The 26,191-nt window shown below is 72.9% G+C and carries 26 protein-coding genes and 1 tRNA gene; 19 read left to right on the top strand and 8 right to left on the bottom strand.

Annotated features, from left to right (window positions below):
• Nucleotides 1-242 precede the first annotated feature (242 nt).
• From ACFXMG_RS33930 to ACFXMG_RS33905, 6 genes are all read left to right on the top strand, one after another.
• Complete coding sequence (locus tag ACFXMG_RS33930; protein WP_383821560.1) at nucleotides 243-1,868, top strand: ABC transporter substrate-binding protein; 1,626 nt, start codon at nucleotides 243-245, stop codon at nucleotides 1,866-1,868.
• A 116-nt stretch (nucleotides 1,869-1,984) separates the two neighbouring features.
• Nucleotides 1,985-2,908 (top strand): ABC transporter permease, encoded by a 924-nt coding sequence (locus tag ACFXMG_RS33925; protein ID WP_383821557.1) that lies wholly within the window; start codon nucleotides 1,985-1,987, stop codon nucleotides 2,906-2,908.
• On the top strand, nucleotides 2,901-3,887 hold the full coding sequence (locus ACFXMG_RS33920) for an ABC transporter permease (protein ID WP_383821554.1): 987 nt from the start codon (nucleotides 2,901-2,903) through the stop codon (nucleotides 3,885-3,887). Before ACFXMG_RS33925 ends, ACFXMG_RS33920 begins: the two co-directional genes overlap by 8 nt.
• 6 nt (nucleotides 3,888-3,893) lie before the next feature.
• Nucleotides 3,894-4,877, top strand: coding sequence for an ABC transporter ATP-binding protein (locus ACFXMG_RS33915; protein WP_383821551.1), 984 nt, complete (start codon nucleotides 3,894-3,896; stop codon nucleotides 4,875-4,877).
• Nucleotides 4,870-6,105 carry an ABC transporter ATP-binding protein gene (locus tag ACFXMG_RS33910; RefSeq protein ID WP_383821549.1) on the top strand — a complete coding sequence of 412 codons (1,236 nt, stop codon included), beginning with the start codon at nucleotides 4,870-4,872 and terminating at the stop codon, nucleotides 6,103-6,105. Before ACFXMG_RS33915 ends, ACFXMG_RS33910 begins: the two co-directional genes overlap by 8 nt.
• A gap of 190 nt (nucleotides 6,106-6,295) precedes the next feature.
• On the top strand, nucleotides 6,296-7,240 hold the full coding sequence (locus tag ACFXMG_RS33905; RefSeq protein ID WP_383821546.1) for a hypothetical protein: 945 nt from the start codon (nucleotides 6,296-6,298) through the stop codon (nucleotides 7,238-7,240).
• Here ACFXMG_RS33905 and ACFXMG_RS33900 read toward each other — a convergent pair.
• Complete coding sequence (locus ACFXMG_RS33900; protein ID WP_383821543.1) at nucleotides 7,216-9,402, bottom strand: prolyl oligopeptidase family serine peptidase; 2,187 nt, start codon at nucleotides 9,400-9,402, stop codon at nucleotides 7,216-7,218. The genes ACFXMG_RS33905 and ACFXMG_RS33900 overlap by 25 nt on opposite strands.
• A 226-nt stretch (nucleotides 9,403-9,628) precedes the next feature.
• Between ACFXMG_RS33900 and ACFXMG_RS33895 the strand changes: the two genes are divergently transcribed.
• From ACFXMG_RS33895 to ACFXMG_RS33880, 4 genes are all read left to right on the top strand, one after another.
• Nucleotides 9,629-9,823, top strand: a complete 195-nt coding sequence (locus ACFXMG_RS33895; protein WP_360314411.1) for a hypothetical protein — start codon at nucleotides 9,629-9,631, stop codon at nucleotides 9,821-9,823.
• A 41-nt stretch (nucleotides 9,824-9,864) separates the two neighbouring features.
• Nucleotides 9,865-10,830, top strand: coding sequence for an N-acetyl-1-D-myo-inositol-2-amino-2-deoxy-alpha-D-glucopyranoside deacetylase (gene mshB, locus ACFXMG_RS33890; RefSeq protein ID WP_383821540.1), 966 nt, complete (start codon nucleotides 9,865-9,867; stop codon nucleotides 10,828-10,830).
• The gene (locus ACFXMG_RS33885; protein ID WP_383821537.1) at nucleotides 10,827-11,186 is read left to right on the top strand and encodes a DUF6113 family protein; all 360 of its coding nucleotides are present in this window, start codon (nucleotides 10,827-10,829) and stop codon (nucleotides 11,184-11,186) included. The genes mshB and ACFXMG_RS33885 overlap by 4 nt, the downstream gene beginning before the upstream one ends.
• A 152-nt stretch (nucleotides 11,187-11,338) precedes the next feature.
• Complete coding sequence (locus tag ACFXMG_RS33880) at nucleotides 11,339-13,696, top strand: hypothetical protein (protein WP_383821534.1); 2,358 nt, start codon at nucleotides 11,339-11,341, stop codon at nucleotides 13,694-13,696.
• 77 nt (nucleotides 13,697-13,773) lie between these two features.
• On the opposite strand, the gene ACFXMG_RS33875 is transcribed toward ACFXMG_RS33880, so the two are convergent.
• A complete protein-coding gene (locus ACFXMG_RS33875; protein WP_383821531.1) occupies nucleotides 13,774-14,136 on the bottom strand; it encodes a DUF1304 domain-containing protein in 363 nt (120 codons plus the stop codon).
• Nucleotides 14,137-14,281: 145 nt separating this feature from the next.
• On the opposite strand from ACFXMG_RS33875, the gene ACFXMG_RS33870 reads away from it, so the two are divergent.
• A tRNA-Ala gene (locus tag ACFXMG_RS33870) sits at nucleotides 14,282-14,356 on the top strand.
• Between the two features lie 123 nt (nucleotides 14,357-14,479).
• A complete protein-coding gene (locus ACFXMG_RS33865) occupies nucleotides 14,480-15,283 on the top strand; it encodes an inositol monophosphatase family protein (RefSeq protein WP_383821529.1) in 804 nt (267 codons plus the stop codon).
• Between the two features lie 24 nt (nucleotides 15,284-15,307).
• On the opposite strand, the gene ACFXMG_RS33860 is transcribed toward ACFXMG_RS33865, so the two are convergent.
• Together ACFXMG_RS33860 and ACFXMG_RS33855 are read right to left on the bottom strand one after the other, a co-directional pair.
• Nucleotides 15,308-16,165, bottom strand: a complete 858-nt coding sequence (locus ACFXMG_RS33860) for a tetratricopeptide repeat protein (RefSeq protein WP_383821526.1) — start codon at nucleotides 16,163-16,165, stop codon at nucleotides 15,308-15,310.
• A gap of 7 nt (nucleotides 16,166-16,172) precedes the next feature.
• Complete coding sequence (locus tag ACFXMG_RS33855; RefSeq protein WP_383821523.1) at nucleotides 16,173-17,177, bottom strand: GNAT family N-acetyltransferase; 1,005 nt, start codon at nucleotides 17,175-17,177, stop codon at nucleotides 16,173-16,175.
• Nucleotides 17,178-17,289: 112 nt separating this feature from the next.
• Here ACFXMG_RS33855 and fdxA point away from each other — a divergent pair, with 112 nt between their 5' ends.
• Both fdxA and ACFXMG_RS33845 read left to right on the top strand, forming a co-directional pair.
• The gene (gene fdxA / locus ACFXMG_RS33850) at nucleotides 17,290-17,610 is read left to right on the top strand and encodes a ferredoxin (protein WP_030207635.1); all 321 of its coding nucleotides are present in this window, start codon (nucleotides 17,290-17,292) and stop codon (nucleotides 17,608-17,610) included.
• A gap of 92 nt (nucleotides 17,611-17,702) precedes the next feature.
• The gene (locus ACFXMG_RS33845; RefSeq protein ID WP_383821519.1) at nucleotides 17,703-18,797 is read left to right on the top strand and encodes a bifunctional succinyldiaminopimelate transaminase/glutamate-prephenate aminotransferase; all 1,095 of its coding nucleotides are present in this window, start codon (nucleotides 17,703-17,705) and stop codon (nucleotides 18,795-18,797) included.
• A 66-nt stretch (nucleotides 18,798-18,863) separates the two neighbouring features.
• Here ACFXMG_RS33845 and ACFXMG_RS33840 read toward each other — a convergent pair whose 3' ends face one another.
• Entirely contained in the window at nucleotides 18,864-19,313 is a 450-nt protein-coding gene (locus tag ACFXMG_RS33840) for an ATP-binding protein (protein ID WP_383829013.1), read from the bottom strand.
• Between the two features lie 679 nt (nucleotides 19,314-19,992).
• Nucleotides 19,993-20,892 (bottom strand): hypothetical protein, encoded by a 900-nt coding sequence (locus tag ACFXMG_RS33835; protein WP_383829015.1) that lies wholly within the window; start codon nucleotides 20,890-20,892, stop codon nucleotides 19,993-19,995.
• Between the two features lie 29 nt (nucleotides 20,893-20,921).
• Between ACFXMG_RS33835 and dapE the strand changes: the two genes are divergently transcribed.
• Nucleotides 20,922-22,037, top strand: coding sequence for a succinyl-diaminopimelate desuccinylase (dapE, locus tag ACFXMG_RS33830; RefSeq protein WP_383829017.1), 1,116 nt, complete (start codon nucleotides 20,922-20,924; stop codon nucleotides 22,035-22,037).
• 79 nt (nucleotides 22,038-22,116) lie between these two features.
• Nucleotides 22,117-22,866 carry a TIGR00730 family Rossman fold protein gene (locus ACFXMG_RS33825; protein ID WP_383829019.1) on the top strand — a complete coding sequence of 250 codons (750 nt, stop codon included), beginning with the start codon at nucleotides 22,117-22,119 and terminating at the stop codon, nucleotides 22,864-22,866.
• A 61-nt stretch (nucleotides 22,867-22,927) separates the two neighbouring features.
• Here the strand turns inward: ACFXMG_RS33825 and folP are convergent, their stop codons facing one another.
• Nucleotides 22,928-23,788 carry a dihydropteroate synthase gene (folP, locus tag ACFXMG_RS33820; RefSeq protein WP_383829020.1) on the bottom strand — a complete coding sequence of 287 codons (861 nt, stop codon included), beginning with the start codon at nucleotides 23,786-23,788 and terminating at the stop codon, nucleotides 22,928-22,930.
• A 121-nt stretch (nucleotides 23,789-23,909) separates the two neighbouring features.
• On the opposite strand from folP, the gene ACFXMG_RS33815 reads away from it, so the two are divergent.
• Both ACFXMG_RS33815 and ACFXMG_RS33810 read left to right on the top strand, forming a co-directional pair.
• A complete protein-coding gene (locus tag ACFXMG_RS33815) occupies nucleotides 23,910-24,236 on the top strand; it encodes a DivIVA domain-containing protein (protein ID WP_383829022.1) in 327 nt (108 codons plus the stop codon).
• Nucleotides 24,233-24,817, top strand: a complete 585-nt coding sequence (locus ACFXMG_RS33810; protein WP_383829024.1) for a DNA-3-methyladenine glycosylase I — start codon at nucleotides 24,233-24,235, stop codon at nucleotides 24,815-24,817. Before ACFXMG_RS33815 ends, ACFXMG_RS33810 begins: the two co-directional genes overlap by 4 nt.
• Before the next feature lie 58 nt (nucleotides 24,818-24,875).
• On the opposite strand, the gene ACFXMG_RS33805 is transcribed toward ACFXMG_RS33810, so the two are convergent.
• Nucleotides 24,876-25,679, bottom strand: a complete 804-nt coding sequence (locus tag ACFXMG_RS33805; RefSeq protein ID WP_383829026.1) for an enoyl-CoA hydratase/isomerase family protein — start codon at nucleotides 25,677-25,679, stop codon at nucleotides 24,876-24,878.
• A 312-nt stretch (nucleotides 25,680-25,991) separates the two neighbouring features.
• Between ACFXMG_RS33805 and ACFXMG_RS33800 the strand changes: the two genes are divergently transcribed.
• The gene (locus tag ACFXMG_RS33800) at nucleotides 25,992-26,159 is read left to right on the top strand and encodes a DUF3117 domain-containing protein (RefSeq protein ID WP_009997451.1); all 168 of its coding nucleotides are present in this window, start codon (nucleotides 25,992-25,994) and stop codon (nucleotides 26,157-26,159) included.
• Nucleotides 26,160-26,191 lie beyond the last annotated feature (32 nt).

The following is a 26,191-nucleotide window of genomic DNA, read 5'->3' as shown; positions in this document are numbered from 1 at the left end:
GACCGTGACAGCCTGAAGGACCAGGGCCCCTCGCACCCCCGCCGGGTGCGGGGGGCCCTTTCCGCGTCCGCGCGCCCGCCCCCGTACCCCCGCGTCCCCTTCTTCCTCACCAGGACGCTCACCGGGACCCTCACCGGGACCCTCACGCAGGACGCTCACTCGGACGCCGTAAAAGTGCACTGCCGTCAATATCGGGTGATATTGGGCCCTAAGTCACGCTTAGGACAATCGGGAGGCACTCCATGCGCGGAGCCACGCACGCCAAGTGGGCCGCACTGGCCACCGCAGTCGCCCTCGCGGCGACCGCCTGCGGCGGCGGTGACGACAGCGGCGGCGGAGGGGCCGACGGCATCGTGAGCTCCTCCTGGGGCGACCCGCAGAACCCGCTGGAACCGGCGAACACCAATGAGGTGCAGGGCGGCAAGGTCCTGTCGATGATCTTCCGGGGCCTCAAGGAGTACGACCCGAAGACCGGCGAGGCCAAGGACATGCTCGCCGAGAAGATCGAGACCACCGACTCGACCAACTTCACCATCACCGTCAAGGACGGCTGGACCTTCTCCAACGGCGAGAAGGTCACCGCCCAGTCCTTCGTCGACGCCTGGAACTACGGCGCCAGCCTCAAGAACAACCAGAAGAACGCCTACTTCTTCGGCTACATCGAGGGCTACGACAAGGTCCACCCCGACGAGGGCGAGGCGACCGCCGAGACGATGTCCGGCCTCAAGGTCACCGGCCCGCAGACCTTCACGGTCAAGCTGACCCAGAAGTTCTCGACCTTCCCCGACACCCTCGGCTACGCGGCCTTCGCCCCGCTCCCGAAGGCGTTCTTCGACGACCACGACGCCTGGCTCTCGAAGCCCGTCGGCAACGGCCCGTACACCATCTCCTCGTACTCCAAGGGCTCCCAGATGGAGCTCAAGCGCTGGGACGACTACCCCGGCACGGACAAGGCCCAGAACGGCGGCATCACCCTCAAGGTCTACACGGACAACAACACCGCCTACACCGACCTCATCGCCGGCAACCTCGACCTCGTCGACGACGTCCCGGCCAGCCAGCTCAAGAACGTCTCCGCCGACCTCGGCGACCGCTACATCAACACCCCCGCCGGCATCATCCAGACCCTCTCCATCCCCTTCTACGACCCCGAGTGGAACAAGCCCGGCCAGGAGACGCTCCGCCAGGGCCTGTCGAGGGCGATCGACCGCGAGCAGATCACCGAGACGATCTTCCAGAAGACCCGCACCCCGGCCGTCGACTGGACCTCCCCGGTCCTCGGCGAGGAGGGCGGCTTCAAGGACATCTGCGGCGACCTCTGCAAGTACGACGCGGCGGAGGCGAAGAAGCTCGTCACCGAGGGCGGCGGCATCCCCGGCGGCACGATGAAGATCTCGTACAACGCCGACACCGGCTCCCACAAGGAGTGGGTGGACGCCGTCTGCAACTCCGTCAACCGCGCCCTCGGCGACAACAACGCGTGCGTCGGCAACCCGGTCGGCACCTTCGCGGACTTCCGCAACCAGGTCACCACCCAGAAGCTCGACGGACCCTTCCGGGCCGGCTGGCAGATGGACTACCCGCTCATCCAGAACTTCCTCCAGCCGCTGTACTTCACCAACGCCTCGTCCAACGACGGCAAGTACTCCAGCGCCGAGTTCGACAAGCTGGTGAACCAGGCCAACGCCGAGACCGACATCGCGAAGGCCGTCGGACTCTTCCAGCAGGCCGAGGAAGTCCTCCGCGACGACATGGGCGCCATCCCGCTCTGGTACCAGAACGGCAGCGCCGGCTACTCCGAGCGGGTCGGGAACGTCACCCTGAACCCCTTCAGCGTCCCGGTCTACCACCAGATCACGGTCAAGTGACCGGCTAGCAGGCCGTAGCAGATCGGCGCCGTACGGCCCGGCCCGCGGACCCCTCCCGCGCCGGGCCGTATGCCTTCCCCCAACTCCCCTCCCGGAGCCAACCCCCGGAGCCTCCCATGGGTCGATACGTGATCCGGCGGCTGCTGCAGATGATCCCGGTCTTCTTCGGCGCCACGCTGTTGATCTTCCTGATGGTGAACGTGATGGGCGATCCCATCGCCGGACTGTGCGGCGACCGCGCCTGCGACCCGGCCACCGCCGCCCAGCTGAGGAAGGAGTTCGGCCTCGACAAGCCGGTCTGGCAGCAATACCTGACCTACATGGGCAACGTCTTCACCGGCGACTTCGGCACCGCCTTCAACGGCCAGCCCGTCACCGAACTGATGGCCAACGCCTTCCCGGTGACCATCCGCCTCACCGTCGTCGCCATCCTCTTCGAGATCGTCATCGGCATCAGCCTCGGCGTGCTCACCGGCCTCAAGCGCGGCCGCCCCGTCGACACCACCGTCCTGCTGCTGACCCTGGTCGTCCTCTCCATCCCCACCTTCGTCACCGCCCTCCTCGCCCAGCTCCTGCTCGGCGTGAAGTGGGGCTGGATCGACCCGGCCGTCTCGCCCGCCGCGAGCTTCGACGAGCTGATCGTCCCCGGCCTGGTCCTCGCCTCCGTCTCCCTCGCGTACGTCACCCGGCTCACCCGCACCTCGATCGCCGAGAACAAGCGCGCCGACTACGTCCGCACCGCCGTCGCCAAGGGCCTCCCGCGCCACCGGGTGATCAGCCGCCACCTGCTGCGCAACAGCCTCATCCCCGTGGTCACCTTCATCGGCGCCGACATCGGCGCGCTCATGGGCGGCGCCATCGTCACCGAGCGGATCTTCAACATCCACGGCGTCGGCTACCAGCTCTACCAGGGCATCGTCCGGCAGAACACCCAGACCGTCGTCGGCTTCGTGACGATCCTCGTCCTGATCTTCCTCCTGGCCAACCTCCTGGTGGACCTCCTGTACGCCGTCCTTGACCCGAGGATTCGCTATGCCTGAGCCGATCGAGCCGTTCGAAGAGGGCCGTGCCATCGCCGCGACCGGCGGCGGGGGAGCGGCCGACCTCGCCATGGCCGAGGCCGAGACCCTCGAGAAGACGCCAGGGGGCCCCGAAGGCACCGGACCCGACAAGAAGCCGCGCTCCCTGTGGTCCGACGCCTGGCACGACCTGCGCCGCAACCCGGTCTTCATCGTCTCCGGGCTGATCATCCTCTTCCTGGTCGTCATCGCCATCTGGCCGTCCCTGATCGCCTCCGGCGACCCCCTCGACTGCGACCTCTCCAAGGCCCAGGAGGGCTCCCAGCCCGGCCACCCCTTCGGCTTCAACGGACAGGGCTGCGACGTCTACACCCGCACCGTCTACGGCGCCAGGGCCTCCATCCAGGTCGGCGTCTTCGCCACCCTCGGCGTCACGCTCCTCGGCTCCGTCCTCGGCGGACTCGCCGGCTTCTTCGGCGGCGCCTGGGACGGCCTCCTCTCCCGCATCACCGACATCTTCTTCGCCATCCCCGTCATCCTCGGCGGCCTCGTCCTGCTCTCCGTCGTCAGCAACAGCACCGTCTGGCCCGTCATCGGCTTCATGGTCCTGCTCGGCTGGCCCCAGATCTCCCGCATCGCCCGCGGCTCGGTGATCACCGCCAAACAGAACGACTACGTCCAGGCCGCCCGCGCGCTCGGCGCCTCCAACTCCCGGATGCTGCTCCGGCACATCACGCCCAACGCCGTCGCGCCCGTCATCGTCGTCGCCACCATCGCGCTGGGCACCTACATCGCCCTGGAGGCCACGCTCTCCTTCCTCGGCGTCGGCCTCAAGCCCCCCACCGTCTCCTGGGGCATCGACATCTCCTCGGCCTCGCAGTACGTCCGCAACGCCCCGCACATGCTGCTCTGGCCGGCCGGCGCGCTCGCCGTCACCGTGCTCGCCTTCATCATGCTCGGCGACGCCGTCCGCGACGCCCTCGACCCGAAGCTGAGGTAGGGACCCATGCTGCTCGAAGTGCGCGACCTGCACGTGGAGTTCCACACCCGCGACGGGGTGGCCAAGGCCGTCAACGGCGTCGACTACTCCGTCGACTCGGGGCAGACCCTCGCCGTCCTCGGCGAGTCCGGCTCCGGCAAGTCCGTCACCGCCCAGGCCATCATGGGCATCCTCGACATGCCCCCCGGCAAGATCACCGGCGGCGAGATCCTCTTCCAGGGCCAGGACCTCCTCACGCTCAAGGAGGAGGAGCGCAGGAAGGTCCGCGGCGCCAAGATGGCGATGATCTTCCAGGACGCGCTGTCCTCCCTCAACCCCGTCCTCAGCGTCGGCGAACAGCTCGGCGAGATGTTCATCGTCCACAAGGGCATGAGCAAGAAGGACGCCCGCGCCCAGGCCGTCGAACTCATGGACCGGGTCCGCATCCCCGCCGCCAAGGAACGCGTCGGCCAGTACCCCCACCAGTTCTCCGGCGGCATGCGCCAGCGCATCATGATCGCCATGGCGCTCGCCCTCGAACCCGAGCTGATCATCGCCGACGAGCCCACCACCGCCCTCGACGTCACCGTCCAGGCCCAGGTCATGGACCTCCTCGCCGAGCTCCAGCGCGAGCTCAACATGGGCCTCATCCTCATCACCCACGACCTCGGCGTCGTCGCCGACGTCGCCGACCACATCGCCGTCATGTACGCCGGGCGGATCGTCGAGCACGCCCCCGTCCACGAGATCTACAAGGCGCCCGCCCACCCCTACACCCGCGGCCTCCTCGACTCGATCCCGCGCCTCGACCAGAAGGGCCAGGAGCTCTACGCGATCAAGGGCCTCCCGCCCAACCTGCTCGCCATCCCGCCCGGCTGCGCCTTCAACCCGCGCTGCCCGATGGCCCAGGACGTCTGCCGCACCGACGTCCCCCCGCTGTACGAGGTCACCGAGTCGCCCGTCCCGCGCACGAGCGCCTGCCACTTCTGGAAGGAGTGCCTCCATGGCTGAGGCGATTCTCGAGGTCCGGGACCTGCACAAGCACTACCCGCTGACGCAGGGCATCCTCTTCAAGAAGCAGGTCGGCGCGGTCAAGGCGGTCGACGGCGTCGACTTCGACCTCGCCGCCGGCGAGACCCTCGGCATCGTCGGCGAGTCCGGCTGCGGCAAGTCGACCGTCGCGAAGATGCTGGTCAACCTGGAGAAGCCGACCTCCGGCTCGATCAAGTACAAGGGCGAGGACCTCACCCGGATGTCCCCCCGCGCCCTCAAGGCGGTGCGCCGCAACATCCAGATGGTCTTCCAGGACCCGTACACCTCGCTCAACCCCCGGATGACGGTCGGCGACATCATCGGCGAGCCTTACGAGATCCACCCCGAGGTCGCGCCGAAGGGGGACCGGCGCCGCAAGGTCCAGGACCTGCTCGACGTCGTCGGCCTGAACCCCGAGTACATCAACCGCTACCCGCACCAGTTCTCCGGCGGCCAGCGCCAGCGCATCGGCATCGCCCGCGGGCTCGCGCTCCAGCCCGAGATCATCGTGGCCGACGAGCCGGTCTCCGCCCTCGACGTCTCCGTCCAGGCCCAGGTCGTCAACCTGCTCGACCGGCTCCAGTCCGAGTTCTCCCTCAGTTACGTCTTCATCGCCCACGACCTCTCGATCGTGCGGCACATCTCCGACCGGGTCGGCGTCATGTACCTCGGCCGGATCGTGGAGATCGGCACCGACACCCAGATCTACGACCACCCCACGCACCCCTACACCCAGGCGCTGCTCTCCGCCGTGCCCGTGCCGGACCCGGAGGCGCGCGCCCACCGCGAGCGGATCATCCTCACCGGCGACGTGCCCTCCCCGGCCAACGTGCCCTCCGGCTGCCGCTTCCGCACCCGCTGCTGGAAGGCGCGGGAGCGGTGCGAGCTGGAGGTCCCGCTGCTCGCCGTCCCGGCCGTCTTCCGCCTCACCGACAGCCCGGCCAAACACGACTCCGCCTGCCACTTCGCCGAGGAGAAGCAGGTCGTCCCGCCGGAGGACTCCCTCACCCACGCGGGACCCCTGGAGGAGGGCCGGGCCCCGACGGAGGCGGCCCTGGAGGCGGAGTCCGAGCAGGCGGCGGAGGACGAGGCGGTGGCGGTGGCCGAGGCGGAGTCGGAGTCCCAGGCCGACGAGCACACCGAGACCGGGGGTGGGCCTGAAGAGCCGGGGCGGCCCGAGGAGCCGGGCGGGCCGAAGAGCCTGTAACGCCTCGGCAATCCAAGGGAATTGGATCCGATATACGGATATTGGATCCTGTGGAATATGCGGCCGTGCGGGTGCCGTCGGCCGGCGAGGGCCCCCCGGGGCCCCCGCCGGCCGTTACTCCGTCACCTCCGCCCCCACCGTTCCCCGGAACCGCTTGTTTCGGCCGCCGCTGACCGTGAGTATCGGCCCCGTGACTGTGACACGACCGGCACGTCTCACCGGCGCCGCGCTCGCCGCCGTACTCGCCCTCGTCCCCTTCGTGTGGATCCTGCGCGACCTCGCCGCCCTCGGCTCGCCCGAGGACCTGTTCTGGTACTGGGCCGGCGACAGCTTCCGCCTCACCCACGCCCGGGCGGCGACCACCCTGCTCGACCCGGTCCTCTGCCTCGCCGCCGCCGGCACCGCCCTCGCCGCCCTCCGCTCCCGGCACGCCGCCGCCGCGCTCGCCGCCACCGGCGCCGTCACCCTCGCCGTACGCCTCCCCGGCCTCTGGACTCACGGCACCGGCCCGCTCGTCACCGCCCTCGCCGAGCTCGCCCTCGCCGCCGGACTCCTCGTCACCGCCCTCGCCGGCCGCCGCCCGCCCGCCGGACCCGACGAGCCCCCGCCCACCCGGCCACGCCCCGGACCCGCCGTCGCCGCCGGAGTCCTGCTCGCCGTCGCCGCCCTCGTCCTGCTCGCCTGGGAGCTCCGCTGGGCCACCCGGCTCGACCCCCGCTTCGCCGTCGACCGCTTCACCGGCGGCCGGTCCGTCCTGAGCACCGCCCTCGGCGTACCGCCCGGCTGGCTCGCCGCCGTCCTCGTCGCGCTCCACCTGACCGCCGCCGTCTCCGCCTTCGCCGCCGCCCGGCACACCCGCCCCCTCGGCCTCCTCGCCGCCGGCCTCCTCCTCGCCGGAAGCCTCGCCGAACTCGCCCGGCTGATCCGCCTCCACCTCCTCCACGACCTCCGGGACGTCATGGCCCCCGAGGTGGGCGTCCCCGGCATCGCCACCACCGTCTACGGCGTGCTCGCCGGGGCCGCCGTCCTCGCCCTCCTCGCCGGGCGCGGCGCCCCCGACGCCACGCCCGCCCCCTGGGCCCCGGCGGCGCCCCCGGCCCCGCCGCCGCCCTACCCGCGCCCGCCCGGCTGGTGACCCGGGAAGCCGCCCAGCGACCGCTTCAGGAAGTCGACCTGGAGCAGCAGCAGGTTCTCCGCCACCTGCTCCTGCGGGGTCATGTGCGTCACCCCCGACAGCGGCAGCACCTCGTGCGGCCGGCCCGCCGCCAGCAGCGCCGACGACAGCCGCAGCGCGTGCGCCACCACCACGTTGTCGTCCGCCAGCCCGTGCACGATCATCATCGGCCGGGCCGGCTCCTCCGGCGCCGAGAGCCCGTCGTCCGTCAGCAGCGACTGCGCCGCGTACACCTCCGGATCCGCCTCCGGGGTGCCCAGGTACCGCTCGGTGTAGTGGGTGTCGTACAACCTCCAGTCCGTCACCGGCGCCCCCACCACCGCCGCGTGGAAGACGTCCGGCCGCCGCAGCACCGCCAGCGCCGCCAGATAGCCGCCGAACGACCACCCCCGCACCGCCACCCGGTCCAGATCCAGCGGGAACCGCTCCGCCAGCGCCCGCACCGCCGCCACCTGGTCCTCCAGCGTCACCGCGACGTCCCGCAGCACCGCCTTCTCCCACGCCGGCGAGCGCCACGGCGTCCCCCGCCCGTCCGCCACCACCACCGCGAAGCCCTGCTCCGCGAACCACTGCGAGGTCAGGTGCGCGTTGTGCGCGGCGACCGCCCGGGGCCCGTGCGGGCCGCCGTACGGATCCATCAGCACCGGCAGCGGCCCGTGCCCCTCCTCGTACCAGGACGGCAGCAGCACCGCGCAGGGGATCCGCCGCTCACCGGCCTCCGTGAGCACCGGCCGGGCCCGCAGCGGCGGTTCGACGGCGTACGAGCCCACCACCGCCACCGGCTTCCCGTCGCGCAGCACCCGCGCCACCGCGCCCGGCGCGTCCGGCCGCGAGGACACCAGCACGGTCACCGCGCCGGAGCGCACCGCCCCGTGCCAGCCCACCCCCTCCGACACCCGCTCCACGCCCGCCGCCGACACCCGGTACACATGCGTCTCACCCGTCTCCGGGGCCTCCGCCGCCGCGCCCGCCGACGCCGACACCAGCACGTCGTCCGCGCCCACGTCGAGCACCGCCCGCACGTGCAGCGCCGCGTCCGTCAGCCGCTCCTCGCCCACCGACAGCGCCCGCGCCCCGCTCTCGTCGCCGATCCGCACGAGCCGCCCGTCCGGCGACCAGGCCGGCACCCCCGGCATCAGCTCCAGCCAGGCCGGATCCTCCTCCGCCCACACCGTCGCCGTCGTCCCCGACGCGGTGTCCACCGCGAGCACCCGCTGGCTCCGCTGGTCCCGCGCCTGCACCAGCAGCAGCGGCGCGCCCGCCGACGACCAGTGCACGCGCGCGAGGTACGGGAAGAGCTCCCGGTCCCACACCACCTCGGTACGGGACCCGCCGAGGCCGTACAGGAAGAGCCGCACCTCCGCGTTGGGCGTCCCCGCCGCCGGGTACCCCACCCGCTGCGGTTCCCGGTCAGGACGCGCCGGGTCCGCGATGTACCACCGGCGCACCGCGCGGTCGTCCGCACGGGCCACCAGGAGCCCGTCCGAGGCGGGCGACCACCAGAATCCGCGGTCCCGGCCCATCTCCTCCGAGGCGATGAATTCGGCCAATCCGTAGGTGGTGTGTCCGTCCTCCGGAACGGCCAGTTCCACGTCACCGGAACCATCCGCTCCGACCACCCGCAGCGCACCCCCCGACACGTACGCCACCAGGCGTCCGTCCGGCGAGGGCCGGGGGTCGAGCACCGGTCCCGGCACCGGCAGCTCCCGCGCCGCCCCGGTCCTGAGCTCCGCCGCGAACAGCCGCCCCGACAGGGCGAACGCCGCGAACTCCACCGTCGCGTCCACCGCGTACCCGACGATCCCCGCCGACCCCTCCCGGCTGCGCTCCCGCCGGGCCCGCTCCTCCGCGGACAGCTCCTCCTCGGCCCCGCCGAGCAGCGCCGCCGGCTCCGCGACGACCCGCTCCACCGGCTCACCCCCGCCCGGGGGCAGGTCCAGCACCCACAGCCGGTGCGTCCGGTCCGTGCCCGAACCGGAGCGGAGGAACGCGATCCGCTCCCCGTCCGGAGAGACCGAGAAGCCGCGCGGCACCCCCAGACCGAACCGCTGGGTCCGGGCGTGCAGGCGCGGGAAGGAGAGCCCCACGGATGGGGCGGACGAGGACTGCTGAGGCATGGTCATACGGCTGAAAGTAGCGTTGTACGCCCCCTCTGTGCGCCCGTACGCCGATCGATGCGAGGGCACGGATAGTTATGATCCGTAGCGCTTGGTGGATGCCCCTGCGTGGGTATGCACATGTGGGCGAGCGCCGGGCACATGCCCGACGCCTCGACCACCGGCACCGCCCGAACGAGTTCCCGCTCGACTCCGTGCTCGCATATCCGACCGAAGGTGGAGGTGAACCGCCGTGGCACTCTCGATCTCCGTGGTGGTGCTGCTGGCGATCGTCGTCTTCCTGCTGATCCGGAAATCCGGGCTCAAAGCCGGACACGCGGCGATCTGCGCGCTCCTGGGCTTCTACCTGGCCAGCTCGTCCCTGTCCGACTCCATCACCACCCTGACCACCAACGTGGCGAGCATGATCTCCGGGCTCAAGTTCTGACCCGGGCGGTCACCCGCGGCCCCGCCTCGTAGGGTGGGGTCATGACCGATCTCCCCGCCCGTCGTCTGCTCCTCGTGCACGCGCACCCGGACGACGAGTCGATCAACAACGGCGCCACCATGGCCCGGTACGCGGCCGAAGGCGCCCTTGTCACCCTGGTCACCTGCACCCTCGGCGAGGAGGGCGAGGTCATCCCGCCCGAGCTGGCCCATCTGGCCCCCGACCGCGAGGACCGCCTCGGCCCCCACCGCGTCGGCGAACTCGCCGCCGCCATGGCCGCCCTCGGCGTCACCGACCACCGCTTCCTCGGCGGCGAGGGCCGCTTCCGCGACTCCGGCATGATGGGCGTCCCCCAGAACGAGCGCGAGAACGCCTTCTGGAACACGGACGTCGACACCGCCGCCGCCCCCCTCGTCGGGGTGATCCGCGAGACCCGCCCCCAGGTCCTCGTCACCTACGACCCCGACGGCGGCTACGGCCACCCGGACCACATCCAGGCCCACCGCGTCGCCATGCGCGCCGCCGACCTCGCCGCCGACCCCGGCCACCGCCCCGACCTCGGCCCCGCCCACGCCATCGCCAAGATTTACTGGAACCGGGTGCCGCGCCCCGTCGCCGAGTCCGGCTTCGCCCGCCTGGCCGCCGAGGGCTCCGCCTTCCCGAAGGACGCCGTCGTCGACGACGTGCCCGGCGTCGTGGACGAGGACCGGATCACCGCCGAGATCGACGGCGGCGACCTCGCGGAGCGGAGCTCGTACGCGGCCCGCAAGAGCGCCGCCATGGCCGCCCACGCCACCCAGGTCGCCGTCGACGGGCCATGGTTCGCCCTCTCCAACGACCTCGGCCAGCCCCTCTTCACCACCGAGTACTACGAACTCGTCCGCGGCACCTCGGGCGCCCCCGCCGGAGCGCGCGAGACGGACCTCTTCGCGGGCTTGCCGATCGAAGCCGGTGCGGGCGCGGGTGCGGGTTCCGGTGCGGGTGCGGGGGAGGTGGCGGGCCGATGACCACCCCCAGCCCCGCCGTCCGGTACGCCGCCTACGCCGCGCTCCTCGTCCTCGGCGCCCTCGTCGGCACCGCCGGAGCCCTCGTCCAGGCCGCCTGGTTCCCGCTCGGGCTGCTCCTCGCCCTGCTCGCCACCGCCGCCCTCTTCTACGGCGGCATGCGCGCCACCGGCAACCAGGTCGGCCTCGCCGCGGCGGGCGGTGGCTGGCTCCTCTCCGTCATCCTGCTCAGCCTCGGCCGCCCCGAGGGCGACGGCCTCTTCGGCGGCGGCCTCGGCGAGCTGCTCTTCCTCTTCGGGGGCATGGGCGCGGCTGTGATCTGCGCCACCGTCAGCAGGCTGCCGCAGAACACCCCGTAGGTCATCCTGTAGACCACCTGTGAGCGGCCGGACTTCGCACCGAGCGGATAACCGGCGGCGCCGGACAGTATGGTGGTGCGCGCCGCCGAACCGCCCGGGACAGAACGAGCATCAGCAAGAGCGGGCGGCGGAGCCAACCGGGAGATCCTGCTTTGAGTCGTGAAACTGGTCGTGAGACCGACAGTTCGTCCTCCGGCGCCCAGGGGCGCGGCGGGGCCGCCTACCCGTCGGGAACCCAGCCTTATGGATCCCGCCAGTATCCGTCGCTCCACCCGACGCAGGACGCGCCGGAGGGGAACTCCGCCGCGCCCGCGCCGCCGGAGGAGCCGAAGACCGAGACCACCCTCACCACCCGGATCCGCATCAACATTCCGGGTTCGCGGCCGATCCCGCCCGTCGTGGTCCGCACGCCCGTGGCGGAGGCCGACGCCGTCGCCCCGGCCGAGCCGGAGCGGCCCGCGCCGGCCCCGGAGCCCGAGCCCGAGCCGGCCCCCGCGCCGGTCCAGCCCGAGCCGCCGCAGGCCCTCGCCGAGGCCCCCAAGGCCAAGGAGACCAGCGACTGGTTCGCGCCCCGCAAGGGCGGCGCGGGCCCGGCCCCCGCGGCTCCCACGGGCGGCCCCGCAGCCCCGGCGGCGGCCCCCGCCCCGAAGGCCCTCGGCGGCCCGCAGGCCCCCGGCACCGGCTTCGCGGGCTCCGCGACCGCCGGCGTCCCCACGGTCGGCAACGCCCCCTCCAGCCGCCCCGTCAGCAACCCGCTGTACGACACCGGCACCCTCCCCGGCTACGACGGCACCCCGGCGGGCGGTACGCCGCTGTACGACGGCCCCCACCCCGCCACCCCGGCGGGCGGTACGGGCGCGTACGAAGGGACTCCTGCGGGCGGTACGCCGCTGTACGACGGCACCCCGGCGGGTGGCACGCGCGCGTACGACGGCACTCCCGCCGCCGGTACGCCCCTGTACGACGGCACCCCGGCGGCCGGCACCCCCCGGTACGACGGCCAACCGACCGGCCCGACCACGGGCCCGGTCAGCGGCATCGCCGACCTCGGCGGCGGCGCGCCCGCGCGCCCCGCCATGCCGAAGCGCCCGGGCGGGCCGAGGCAGGGTGGCCCGGCGGTCGGCGGCCCGGCTGCGGGGGGCCCGATGGTGGGAGGCCCGGCTGCGGGTGGCCCGATGATGGGAGGCCCGGCTGCGGGTGCTCCCATGGCCGGCGGCCCGGCTGCGGGTGGCCCCATGGCGGGTGGCCCGGTGCCGGGCGGTCCCGGCCCGCTTGGAGCCGGTAGCGCCGGCGGAGTCGGCGGGGCGCCGCGCCTGTCCGACGACACCGCGATCCTGACGCCGCAGCAGCCCGCGCCCCAGCCCGGTCCGGGCGGCCCTGGCGGCCCTGGCGGCCCGAGGGCGGGCGGCGGCCGGGTGTCCGGTGACACCCTCACGAGCGGCATCCCGGTCGTCCCGCCGACCGGTGGCCGCCCGACCCCGCCCCAGGGCCCGCGCCCCGGCCGGCAGGAGCAGGCCCCGAACCCGGCGCCCGCGCCCAAGCCCGCCCCGGCCCCGGCCAAGAAGGGCCGCTCGAAGCTGGTCCTCGCCGCCGTCGGCCTCGTCGGCATCGCCGGTGTCGCCTACGGCGCCGGACTCCTCCTCAACCACTCCGACGTGCCCAAGGGCACGACCGTCCTCGGCGTCGACATCGGCGGCGGTACGAAGGAGGAGGCCGTCAACAAGCTGGAGGCACAGCTCGGCAAGCGCGCCGCGACGCCCCTCCAGCTCACGGTCGGCGGCAAGAAGGTGCAGCTGGCGCCCGACAAGGCGGGTCTCACCCTGGACAGCCAGGAGACCGTCCGGGGTGCCGCGGGCAGCGACTACAACCCCGTCTCGGTGATCGGCTCCCTCTTCGGTGGCGAGCGTGTCGCCAAGCCGGTCTTCCCGGTGGACAGCGAGAAGCTCGCGGTCGCCCTGCGGGACCTCGCGGGCTCCTCGTCGTCGGCGACCGAGGCGACGATCCTGTTCGCCCCGAACAAGGTCACGGCCGTGGAGGGCAAGCCGGGGAACGGTCTCGACGTCCAGCGCTCGATGATCTCGGTCAAGGACGCGTTCCGCGCGCAGGTCGAGACAGGGCGGAGCAACGTCGTCGAACTCCCGGTCCGCGTCCTCCGGCCCACGGTCACCAAGGCCGAACTGGACCGGGCGATGAAGGAGTTCGCCGAGCCCGCGATGTCCGGCCGGATCACCATCCAGGCGGGCGGCAAGACGATCGACTTCGGCCCGGCCCGCTCGCTGCCGCAGATCCTCTCCATGAAGGCCGTCGACGGCCACCTGGTGGAGGTCTACGACAAGAAGGCGATCACCCGCCTCCTCGAAGGCACCTTCGAAGGCGTCATGATCACCAAGGGTGACGGCTCGAAGCACGAGGTCTCCGCCGACGACGTCGCGTTCGTCATGCGCGACGCACTCCGAGGCAAGACCAAGGCGGAACGCACGGCCACGATCGACCTCACGGGCAAGGGCTGAGCGGAGGCAGAGTGCCGCCTGGTGACCCTCCTCCACCTGCCGCCGGAGGAGGGTCACCAGACACCCCCGTACCGCGCTCAGCCCGCGACGAGCACGGCGGAGAGGGCGAGCGCACCGGGAAGCGCCTGGGCGTACAGGATCCGCCGGTTGGCGGTGGCGGCGCCGTAGAGCCCCGCGATGACGACGCAGGACAGGAAGAACACCCGTACGCGGAACCCCGTCGGTTCGTCGGCGATGAGCCCCCAGACGAGCCCGGCGGCGAGAAACCCGTTGTAGAGCCCCTGATTGGCGGCCATGGCGGCCGTCTCCCGAGCCATCCGCGCATCGAACCCGGAGAACCGCCGCCCGGTCTCCTTCTCCCACAGGAACATCTCCATCACGAGGATGTACCCGTGCAGAAGCGCGATGAGGGCAACAAGAATGTCGGCGGTCAGCGGCATCCCCCCATTCTGATCCGACCAGACCCGAGGACCCGCGCACGACGCACCCGTGCCTCCCCCCGCCCGCCCGCCTCGTGACTGGGCGTCAAGCGTGGGAAACCGTTTGGAGTCCGCTGGTCTCTCCTCTAGGCTCGGGGTTCTGGGAGCGGGGTCGTAGCACAGAGGTAATGCGCCGCGATGGCATCTCGGAGGACGCCGGTTCGAATCCGGTCGCCCCGCTCCCTCCTCAAACTCCCCTCGCCTTGGCCCCGTTACGGCGACGCCGCGAACGTGCGTCGGTACGTCCGGGGCGGTACCCCCTCCGCGCCGCTCAGGCCCCAGGGCGTCCGCGTACGCTCGCCGCATGATCATCCAGGAGCTCTCCGACGGCGAGGTCGCCGCTGCCGCCGCCCGTGCCGGTGCCGAGGTCGTGCGTGGCCTCTACGGGCGGGAACTCGACCGGGTCGACAAGGGGGCGGGCGACTTTGCCACCGCCGCCGATCTGGCGGCCGAGCGGGCCATCCTCGACGTGCTGCGCGCCGCCCGGCCCGACGATGCCGTGCTCGGCGAGGAGGGCGGGGCGCAGGGCGCGGCCGGGGGTCGTCGCCAGTGGCTCGTGGACCCCCTCTGCGGCACCCTCAACTACGCCGTCGGGAACAAGCTCGTGGCCGTCAACGTCGCCCTGCGCGGCGGGGCGGCGGCCGTCGCCGACCCGTTCGCCGACGGACCCCCCGGCTCGCCCGGCGAGGTGTTCCGTACCGATGGGACCACCGCCTGGGGCGCGGACGGGAAGTCGCTCGTCCCCTCCGCCGCCACCGGTCTCGTCGACGTGAACCTCGACCCGCCGTTCCCGGGCGCGCCCGGCTTCCGGGCCGTCGAGCTGCTCGCGCACCCGGACTTCGTCGCCGGGTTCCGGCCCCGCGTGGTGTCGACGACGCTCGCCCTCGCCTGGGTGGCGTCCGGGCAGCGGGCCGCTTACGTCACGGACGGCGGCGATCTGTCCGGCAGCGTCCACTTCGCCGCCGGGATCGCCCTGTGCCGGGCGGCCGGCTGCGTCGTCACCGGGATCGACGGCGCCCCGGTGGGGGAGGGCGGGCGCGGGCTCGTCGCCGCCGCAGACGCCACCACCCACGCCCGCCTGATGGCGATGATCCGGAAGTCTCTCTAGAGCCCCGGACATCCCTCCAGAGCCCTAGTTCAGCCGCGCCCGCGCCGCCTGCGCCTTGTGGCGGATCGCGGCCGCCGCGTCCGGGTCGACCGCGTCCATGATCTGCGCGTACGCCTCCATCTCCGCCGCTCCGGTGAGGAAGTCACCGCGCTGGACGAGGAGTTCGGCGCGTTCGTAGCGGAGGCGGGCCGGGTGGGAGGGGAGCAGCAGGGCCAGTTCCACCGCCCACAGGGCGACGTCGGAGCGTTCGGGGCGGGGGGTCGCCCAGGCGCGGATGTTGCCGAGGATGCGGAGCACGATGGCGCCGGGCTCGGCGGGGCGCAGCATGGAGCGGTCCAGGGCCTCGCCGGTCGCGCTCGCGACGAGCAGTTCGGCGTCCTCGGCGGTCATCGGGCGGCCGCCCGCGAAGGGGTCGGCGAGGTCGAGGTCGGCGGGGTCGCCGAAGCCGACGACGAAGTGGCCGGGGAGGCCGAGCCCGTACACGGGGGCGCCCGCCCGCCGGGCGACCTCCATCCACACGACGGACAGCAGGATCGGCAGGCCCCGGCGCCGGCGCAGCACCTCGTGGAGGAGGGAGGACTCCAGGCGCTGGTAGTCGGCGGGGACGCCCTCGAAGCCCTCGCGGCCGCCGAGGAGCGCCGCCAGCTCGTCCTTCCAGGCGCCGGTGAAGCGGGTGCCGTACGGGACGAGTCCGGCGAGCCGGTCGAGCTCGATGTCGGCCTCGACGAGGTCGTGCTCGGTGACGGCCGGGTCGGCCACGGCGCAGATCAGCAGGCAGAGGCGGGCGAGGTCGGGCCGCTCGGCCCGGGCCTCCTCCGCGAACTCCCGCCGCCGGTCGGGCGGCCGGTCGGCCTCTCGGTCCAGGGGGTCCTCCGCGCTCACGCCGCGCTCACGCCTCCGCCTGCCGGTAGTGGTGGTAGTGGTGGTGCACCGCGAAGCCCATCCCCTCGTACAGCGCCCGCGCGCCGCCGTTGTCGCTCTCGACCTGGAGCCAGGCCGCCGAGGCGCCCTCGTCGAGGGCCTGCCGGGCGAGGGCGGTCATGACGCTGGTGGCCAGGCCCCGGCGCCGGTGGGCCGGGTCGACCTCTATCGCCGTGAAACCGGCCCAGCGGCCGTCGACGACTAGCCGTCCGATGGCCGCCGGTACCCCTCCCGTGCCCGGCACGGACGCGAACCACACACTCGGGCCGGAGGCGAGCACGTGCCGTATCGCCGGGGTCGGCTCTGCGTCCGGGCGGTAGAGGCGCAGCCACGGCTCGTCCGGCGTCCGGGCGAGCTCCGCCCGGGGCAGCTCGTCGGTGTCCCGGTCGGCGAGCGGGGCGAGGGCGGCGATCCGGAGCTCGGCGGTGACCTCGCGGTGCCAGCCGAGCCGCTCCAGGTCGGTGCAGAGCAGCTCCTGGGTGCCCTCGGCGCCGGTGGCGGTCTGGACGTACGCGGGCAGCTTCCGGTCCGCGTACCACTCCCGTACGGCCTCCAGGGCCTCGGCGACGGGCCGTCCCGGATCGCCCGCCGGGAGCACCGAGTTGGCGCGGCGCGTAAAGCCGTCGGAGGCGCGCAGCGTCCACCCCCCGAGGGCCTCGCTCTCGACCGGCTGCCAGGCGCGGGCGGAGGCCCGGGAGAGCTCGGCGAAGGTCGCGGCGGGGCCCCTGCGGCGGGCCGGGGCGGGGGGCACGATCTTGCCCGCGACCAGGCGGAGTTCCGGGATCCGGACGGCCTCGCCGCTCTTTCGTGTGATCGTGAGCACACCGTCGTCCCATGATGTGAGAACCCCGACCGCGTCGGTGAAGCGCGCACCCGCCGCGGGGGACTCCGTCACGTACCGAACGGAGACACGTTTTCCCACGTCAGCGCTGGTGAGACGGACCTCTGCCCGCCCTCCTCCGGTGAATTCCACAGCTTCTCCGCCCCTCCTGTTCGGATCGCCCCCAAGAACGGAGATACTAGGTGCGGGCATCGACGACACCGCGCTCCCGCGCAGACCAGCCCTACCGAGGAGGAACGACAGCGTGACCTACGTCATCGCGCAGCCTTGTGTCGACGTCAAGGACAAGGCTTGCATCGAGGAGTGCCCCGTCGACTGCATCTACGAGGGCAAGCGATCTCTCTACATCCACCCGGACGAGTGCGTCGACTGTGGAGCCTGTGAGCCGGTCTGCCCGGTCGAGGCGATCTTCTACGAGGACGACACCCCGGAGGAGTGGAAGGACTACTACAAGGCGAACGTCGAGTTCTTCGACGACCTGGGTTCGCCCGGTGGCGCCTCCAAGCTCGGCGAGATCGAGCGCGACCACCCCTTCATCGCCGCCCTGCCGCCGCAGAACGGCTGATCTTTCGCCGCATCCGCTCTCGGTCCCGTACGGCTCCGCCGCCGTACGGGACCGACGCGTATCGCGTACGTACTGAGGAAGTGAGCAAAACCGTGAGCGCAGTCTCTTCGCGCCTGCCCGTCTTCCCCTGGGACAAGCTGGAGCCGTACAAGAAGACGGCCCTGGCGCACCCGGACGGGATCGTGGACCTGTCGGTCGGGACACCGGTCGACCCGGTCCCCGCGCTGATCCAGGAGGCCCTGGTGGCCGCGGCGGACTCGCCGGGCTATCCGACGGTCTGGGGCACGCCGGCGCTGCGCGACGCGCTCACCGGCTGGTGCGAGCGGCGCCTCGGCGCGGTCGGCTTCGCCCACGAGAACGTGCTGCCCGTGGTCGGCTCCAAGGAGCTCGTCGCCTGGCTGCCGACGCAGCTGGGGCTCGGCGCCGGGGACAAGGTGGCCTACCCGCGGCTGGCCTACCCGACGTACGAGGTCGGCGCGCGGCTCTGCGGCGCGGAGGCGGTCGTCTACGACGACCCGACGGAGCTCGACCCGGCCGGTCTGAAGCTGCTGTGGCTCAACTCCCCGTCGAACCCGACGGGCCGGGTCCTGCCCAAGGACGAGTTGGCCCGGATCGTGGCGTGGGCCCGCGAGCACGGCGTCCTCGTCTTCTCCGACGAGTGCTACCTCGAACTGGGCTGGGAGGCCGACCCGGTGTCGGTCCTGCACCCGGACGTCTCCGGCGGCTCGTACGAGGGCATCGTCGCCGTCCATTCCCTGTCCAAGCGCTCCAACCTGGCGGGCTACCGGGCGGCGTTCATCGCCGGGGACGCGGCCGTCCTCGGCGAGCTGCTCCAGATCCGCAAGCACGGCGGCATGATGACCGCGGCGCCGGTCCAGGCCGCCACGGTCGCCGCCCTCGGCGACGACACGCACGTCGCGGAGCAGCGCGAGCGGTACGCGGCCCGGCGCGGCGCCCTGAAGGCGGCCCTGGAGGCCCACGGCTTCCGCGTCGAGCACTCCGAGGCGAGCCTCTACCTGTGGGCGACGCGCGACGAGCCCTGCTGGGACACGGTGGCGTACCTGGCCGAGAAGGGCGTCCTGGTGGCCCCGGGCGACTTCTACGGCGAGGCGGGCGGGCACTTCGTCCGCGTGGCCTTCACGGCGACGGACGAGCGGGTGGCGGCGGCGGTCAAGCGCCTCGGCTGAGGAGTCGGTACGCGGAAGGGCCCGGGCGCCATGAGCGACCCGGGCCCTTCCGCGTACCCGCTGGGCTCAGCCGATGGGGAGGCCGCCGAGCATCTGGCCGGCCGGGGCGCCGCCCAGCGCGCCGCCGGCGGGGGTGCTGCCCGCGCTCTGGGCGGCGGCGCCGGCCGTCTCGCCCAGCGCCTCGCCGGCGCCGCCCGCGGTCTCGCCCGCGATCTTCTGCGCCGCCGGGGTGGCGGTCTTGCCGGCCGCGCCCACGGCCTTGCCGGCGGCCGGGACGGCCGTGCCGACGGCCTCGCCGCCGGTCGCGCCGGCGACACCGGTGGTGGTGCGGGCGGCACCGTCGACGGCCGAGCCCGCGTCCGCGGCGTCCAGCGCGGTCAGGCCGCCGAGCGCGCCGGCCGGCGCCAGGCTGTGGTCCAGAGCGCTCGCGGAACCGGCCGCGCCGACCACGGGGGCTGCGCCGGCCGCGACGATCAGGGCGGCACGGGCGATCCGACGGGTCAGGGGGAGGGACATGGTGCTCCTTCGACGGAGAGACGGTGGGGAGGTGTGCGCTTGCGGGCTGCACAACCGGGTGAGGGGCGGGGGAGGTTGCGGGGGCCGAAGGTAAAGGCTGGGCAATGCGTCGTATTGTCTGGTGGGGAGGAAAGCGGACGAACGGCGCCCCGCCCGCCCCCCTGCCGAACCGTCACTCCCCAGTCCCCCCAAGCCCCCACCCCCCTCACCGCTCCCCACCACCCCACCTCCCGCCGCCTCCCCCCGATCCCCCACCCCGAGCGACACCCCGCACACAAGTCCACCCCCACGGCCCGCCCCCGCCGCGGCGATACGTCCCGCTGGGGCGGTGCCCACCCCCGCGCCTCAGCCTGCGCGGGCGCCGGTCGGCCGCCGCCGTTCCGTTGTGGGCAATCGTTCCGCTGGGGCGGAACGGGTGGGCACAACGGAACGGCACCCTCTGCGGGTGCCTCCGCACACGTCCCTGACCCGCACCGGTACGGCGTCGTGCATCGGGTGTGGGTTGGGGCGCGGAAAGCCTTGGCCCGGCAGGGGGCTCCGTCCCGTGTGCCCACCCGTCCCGCCCCTAGCGGGACGCCTGCCCACACGGAGGTGCAGCAGAGGGCGCCGTCACGCGGGCGCGGGGGTGCTGTCCTCCGACGGGGGGATGCCCACGTGGGGGCAGGGCGCCGGGGAGGTTTCAGCGGGTTAGGCGGAGGTGGACTGTGGGGGAGGGGGGTGTGGGGGTCCAGCCGCCGTCTGAGTCGTCGGCTTTCCAGAGTTTGCCGCCGTAAGAGACTTCCGCGATCCGCAGCGCCTCCGCCCGCGCCACCGCCCACTGCGCCAGCTCCCAGCCGCGCCGCTCCGTGCCGCCGGGGACGGGGACGACGAGGACGGCCGGCTCCACCGCGGAGCGCCCCGCGCTGGCGCCGCCGGAGACGGAGGTGGGCGCCGCGGACTCGCCGAAGGCCCGTACCAGCTCCGTACGGACGAAGGCGGGGTCGCCGGGGCGGCCCTCCTTCACGTCCGCCGTGCACGTCAGCGCGGCCGCCGCGCGCCCCGTCAGCGCCGCCGACAGCAGCGTCGCGTCCGGCTCGTGCTTGGCGTACGCCTGCGGGAAGCCGCTCTTCTGGACCTTCTGCGCCGCCACCGTCAGCGGCATCCGCGAGTACCCGGGGACCTTCTCCAGGCCCTCGTAGAACTTCGACGCCGAGTACACCGGGTCCATGATCTGCTCCGGCGTGCCCCAGCCCATCGAAGGACGCTGCTGGAACAGGCCGAGCGAATCCCGGTCGCCGTGCTCGATGTTCCGCAGCGCCGACTCCTGGAGCGCCGTCGCCAGCGCGATCGTCACCGCCCGCTCCGGCAGCCCCCGCGAGGTGCCGACCGCCGCGATCGTCGCCGCGTTCGACGCCTGGTCGGGGGTGAACTCGTACCGGCTGTCCCCGCTGCCCACGGCGCACCGGGGCGCGCCTTTGCTGCCGGTCACCTGGTGGACGGCGATGTACGACGCGAGGCCGCACAGGACGGCGAGAGCGGCGGCCGAACGGGCGAGACGGCCGCGGCGGGCGGGGCGGGGGGACTCGGACACGGGGCCCACCGTACTGGAGGCCGGGTTAGGGTCGGCATATGGCTGACATCACCCCGCAGGAGACTGCTCAGGAGACCCCGCTCGACCTCGCCCTCGACGGGGCCGCGCTCACCGCCGCCCTCGTCGACTTCGCCTCCGTCAGCGGGACCGAGAAGCCGCTCGCCGACGCCATCGAGCGGGCCCTGCGGGCCCTGCCCCACCTCCGCGTCGACCGCCACGGCAACAACGTCGTCGCCCGGACCGCCCTCGGCCGCGCCGAGCGCGTCGTCCTCGCCGGCCACATCGACACCGTGCCGATCGCCGACAACGTCCCGTCCCGGCTCGACGGGAACGGGATCCTGTGGGGGTGCGGCACCGCCGACATGAAGTCCGGCGTCGCCGTCCAGCTCCGGATCGCCGCCACCGTCCCCGAGCCCAACCGCGACCTCACCTTCGTCTTCTACGACAACGAGGAGGTCGCCGCCGACCTCAACGGCCTCGGGAAGATCGCCGCCGCCCACCCGGAGTGGCTGGAGGGCGACTTCGCGGTCCTCCTCGAACCCTCCGACGGGCAGGTCGAGGGCGGCTGCCAGGGCACCCTCCGCGTCATCCTGCACACGGCCGGCGAGCGCGCCCACTCCGCCCGCTCCTGGATGGGCTCCAACGCCATCCACACCGCCGCGCCGATCCTCGCCCGCCTCGCCGCGTACGAGCCGCGCAAGCCGGTCATCGACGGCCTGGAGTACCACGAGGGGCTCAACGCGGTCGCGATCCAGGGCGGTGTCGCCACCAACGTCATCCCGGACGCCTGCACGGTCACGGTCAACTACCGGTACGCCCCCGACCGCTCGCCGGCCGAGGCGCTGGCGCACGTCCGCGAGGTCTTCGCGGAGTGCGACATCGCCGAGTTCGTCGTCGACGACGAGAGCCCCGGCGCGCTGCCCGGCCTCTCCCACCCGGCCGCCGAGGCGTTCATGAAGGCCGTGGGCGGCACCGCGATGCCCAAGTTCGGCTGGACCGACGTCTCCCGCTTCAGCGCGCTCGGCGTGCCCGCGGTCAACTACGGCCCCGGCGACCCGATCTACGCGCACAAGCGGGACGAGCACGTGCACGTCGACCGGATCCACCACTGCGAGGCACGGCTCCACGACTGGCTGACCGCCCGTCTCCCGTAATTTCGCGTTTCGTCACCTCGGTAGTCCTACGCTGACCCAAGAGCCAGAGAAGATCGTGGATCGGCGGAGGGAGCAGGCCATGGGCATTCCCGAGGGAATGGCGAAGCCGGAGGAGCAGCGGCTGGGTCCGGTGCTGAGGCGGAGGGACCAGGTCCAGCCGGGCACCACGGACCAGCGGCTGCTCGACACCGAGGGCGACTCGGAGTGGGTGCACACCGACCCCTGGCGGGTCATGCGGATCCAGTCCGAGTTCGTCGAGGGCTTCGGCGCGCTCGCCGAACTGCCGAGCGCGATCAGCGTGTTCGGCTCGGCCCGGACGAAGGCGGACTCGCCCGAGTACGAGGCGGGCGTACGGATCGGCAAGGCGCTCGTCGAGGCGGGCTTCGCGGTCATCACGGGCGGCGGCCCGGGCGCGATGGAGGCGGCCAACAAGGGCGCCCGGGAGGCGAAGGGCGTCTCGGTCGGCCTCGGCATCGAGCTCCCCTTCGAGCAGGGGCTCAACCAGCACGTCGACATCGGCGTGAACTTCCGGTACTTCTTCGTCCGCAAGACGATGTTCGTGAAGTACGCGCAGGGCTTCGTCGTCCTGCCCGGCGGTCTCGGCACCCTCGACGAGCTCTTCGAGGCGCTGACGCTGGTGCAGACCCGCAAGGTGACCCGCTTCCCGATCGTGCTGTTCGGCACGGAGTACTGGAAGGGGCTCGTCGACTGGCTGAAGGACACGGTCGTCGCCGGTGGCAAGGCGTCCGAGCGCGACCTGCTCCTCTTCCACGTCACGGACGACGTGGAGGAGGCGGTCGCGCTCGTCACCAAGGAGGTCGGCCGCTAGGGCCCTTCCGGGGTCCGTCCGGTGGGGTCCGTCCGGTGGGTCCGTCCGGTGGGGTCCGGCCTCAGGCCAGGCCCCGCCGGGCGACGGCGGGTTCGCGGTGGCCCGCGATCGTCGCGACCATGTCGAGGACCTGCCGGGTCTCGGCGACCTCGTGGACGCGGTAGACCTGGGCGCCGAGCCAGGCCGAGACGGCGGTCGTCGCCAGGGTGCCGAGGACGCGCTCCTTCACCGGCCGGTCCAGGGTCTCGCCGACGAAGTCCTTGTTGGAGAGCGACACGAGCACCGGCCAGCCGGTCTCCGTCATCTCGCCGAGGCGGCGGGTCGCCTCCAGGCTGTGCCGGGTGTTCTTCCCGAAGTCGTGCCCCGGGTCGATCATGATCCCGTCCGGCCGCACGCCCAGCGAGACCGCGCGTTCGGCCAGGCCCACGGTGACCCGCAGGATGTCGGCCATCACGTCCTCGTACGCGATCCGGTGCGGCCGGGTGCGCGGTTCGGCGCCGCCCGCGTGGGTGCAGACGAGCCCGGCGCCGTACTTCGCGGCGACCTCCGCGAGCCGGGGGTCGACCCCGCCCCACGCGTCGTTGAGCAGGTCCGCTCCGGCCTCGCAGACCGCCTCGCCGACGTCCGCCCGCCAGGTGTCCACGCTGATCACCACGTCGGGGTGGCGGCGGCGGACCTCCGCGACGAAGCCGACCGTGCGGCGGGCCTCCTCCTCGGGCGTGACCTCCTCGCCGGGGCCCGCCTTGACCCCGCCGATGTCGATGATCGCGGCGCCCTCGGCGACCGCCTGCTCGACCCGCGCGAGCGCCGGCTCGTCGCGGAAGGTCGCGCCCTGGTCGTAGAACGAGTCCGGGGTCCGGTTCACGATCGCCATGATCACCGGCTCGTGCGGCCCGAATTCACGCCGTCCCAAGCGCAGCATCCCTTATGTCCTCCCTCGCGACCGGTCGACGGCGTCCTGTGCAGTCGTCTGTGACCCTAACCGCCGGTGGCGCATGGCACGATCGGCACGGGATGTTTTCCACTCCGGGAGAGGCGCGCTGGTGTTCTGGTTTCTGCTCATCACGATGGTCGTGGTCGTCGCGGCCGTGACCCTCGCCGTGGTCGGCGGCGGCGACAGCGAGGTGCTGCCCGACGCGGCCCCCGAGCAGCTGGTGGACCCGCTGCCGCTGAGCCGCCCCGTCGACCGCGCCGATGTCGAGGCGCTGCGGCTGCCGGTCGCCGCGCGCGGCTACCGGATGGAGGACGTCGACGACGTCCTGGACCGGCTCGCCGCGGAGCTCGCCGAGCGCGACGCCCGGATCGCGGAGCTGGAGACGGCCCTCGCGGGCGCTCCGTCCGGCGAGGCGGCGGAGGGCGACGAGCGATGAGCGGCGGGGCGATCCCGGGCCCGGACGGGCTGCCGCGCTGCCCCTGGGGCCTGTCCACCGAGGACTACCGGGCCTACCACGACGAGGAGTGGGGCCGCCCGGTCCACGGCGACGACGCCCTGTTCGAACGGCTCTGTCTGGAGGCGTTCCAGTCGGGCCTGTCGTGGATCACGATCCTGCGGCGGCGCGAGGGCTTCCGCCGGGCCTTCGCGGGCTTCCGCATCGAGGCCGTCGCCGGTTTCGGGGACGCCGACCGCGAGCGGCTCCTCGCCGACGAGGGCATCATCCGCAACCGCGCCAAGATCGACGCGACGCTCGCCAACGCGAAGCTGCTCGCCGACTGGGCCCCCGGCGAGCTGGACGCCCTGATCTGGTCCCACGCCCCCGACCCGGCGACCCGCCCCGCCCCGCGCACCCTCGCGGACGTCCCGGCGGTCACCGACGCGTCCACGGCCCTCTCGAAGGCCCTCAAGAAGCGGGGCGTCCGCTTCGTGGGCCCCACCACGGCCTACGCCCTCATGCAGGCGTGCGGCCTGGTCGACGACCATCTGACCGACTGCGTGGCCCGCGGCGGGCGGTAGACCCCGCGCAGGGCGGTCCCGCCGGCCTCCGTGAGGCGCGGCGGGACCTGGTTCTCCGTCACCTGCCGAGGTACGTCGGCTTCTCCTTGGCGAGGAAGGCGCGGACCGCGATGGTGTGGTCCTCGGAGGCGCCGGCGAGGGTCTGGAGCTCGTCCTCCTTGTCGAGGGCCTCGTCGAGGGAGTGGTCGGCGCCGTAGGCGACGGACGCCTTGAGGGCGGCGTAGGCGACCGTGGGGCCCTCGGCGAGCCTGCGGGCGAGCAGGCCGGCCTCTTCCGCGAGCTCGGCGGCCGGGACCACGCGGTTCGCGATGCCCAGGTCGTACGCCTCCTGGGCGGTGAGCGTGCGCGGGAAGAGCAGCAGGTCGGAGGCGCGGCTCTGCCCGATGAGGCGGGGGAGCGTCCAGGACATGCCGGAGTCGGCGGTGAGCGCGACGCCCGCGAACGAGGTGTTGAAGGACGCGGTGTCGGCGACGATCCGGTAGTCCGCGGCGAGCGCGAAACCGAAACCGGCCCCGGCGGCGACGCCGTTGACCGCGGCGATCACGGGCTTCTTCATGCCGGTGAGCGCGCGGACGATCGGGTTGTAGTGGTCCCGGACCGTGTTCATCGTCGCGCTGGTGCCCGACTCCTGGTCCTGGAGGAGCAGACCGACGTGCTCCTTCAGGTCCTGGCCGACGCAGAACGCCCGGTCGCCCGCCGAGGTCAGCAGCACGGCCCGGACCGCGGGGTCGGCGGCGGCCGTCTCGGCAGCGTCCCGCAGCGCCACCTTCGCGGCGATGTTCATCGCGTTCATGGCCTCGGGCCGGTTGAGCGTGATGGTGGCGAGCCCGTCGCTCACTTCGTACAGGACCGTGTCGGCCATCGGGACCCCTTCGTCTCGTGGATGGGCTGATCCGCCCAGCATGACGGAGATCACCCGTACCGCCCATGTGAGCTGCGTCAAAGAATCGGGGCCCGCGGAGCGACCCGCGGCGGCGAAGTATCGCAGGCCGGACGCCGAAATGTGGGGTTTTGCGGGAGCGCGTTGCGCAAGCGATGCGGATCGATGTTGGTCATCGGGTCCTGCGATGCGGGATAATGACCTGGAAGCAATGTGTTCGAAGCCGGTGACGCGTGCTCCGTGGTACGGAGCTGCCCGGTTGGAGATGAGCTGGTTTCAGGAAGGGGAACGAGCATGGCGGCCATGAAGCCGCGGACGGGTGACGGCCCGCTCGAGGTGACCAAGGAGGGGCGGGGCATCGTCATGCGCGTTCCGCTCGAAGGCGGCGGTCGGCTCGTGGTCGAGCTGACCCCGGACGAGGCCGAGGCGCTCGGTGATGCCCTGAAGAAGGTCGTCGGCTGACCCTCCCCGTAGTTCCTCTGCACCGCTGCCCC

It is taken from the genome of Streptomyces sp. NPDC059201 (assembly GCF_042754585.1).
In the GTDB taxonomy this organism is placed as follows: Bacteria; Actinomycetota; Actinomycetes; order Streptomycetales; family Streptomycetaceae; genus Streptomyces.
Note: the sequence above shows the minus strand (reverse complement) of the source record. Positions and strands in the feature narration are given on the sequence as shown.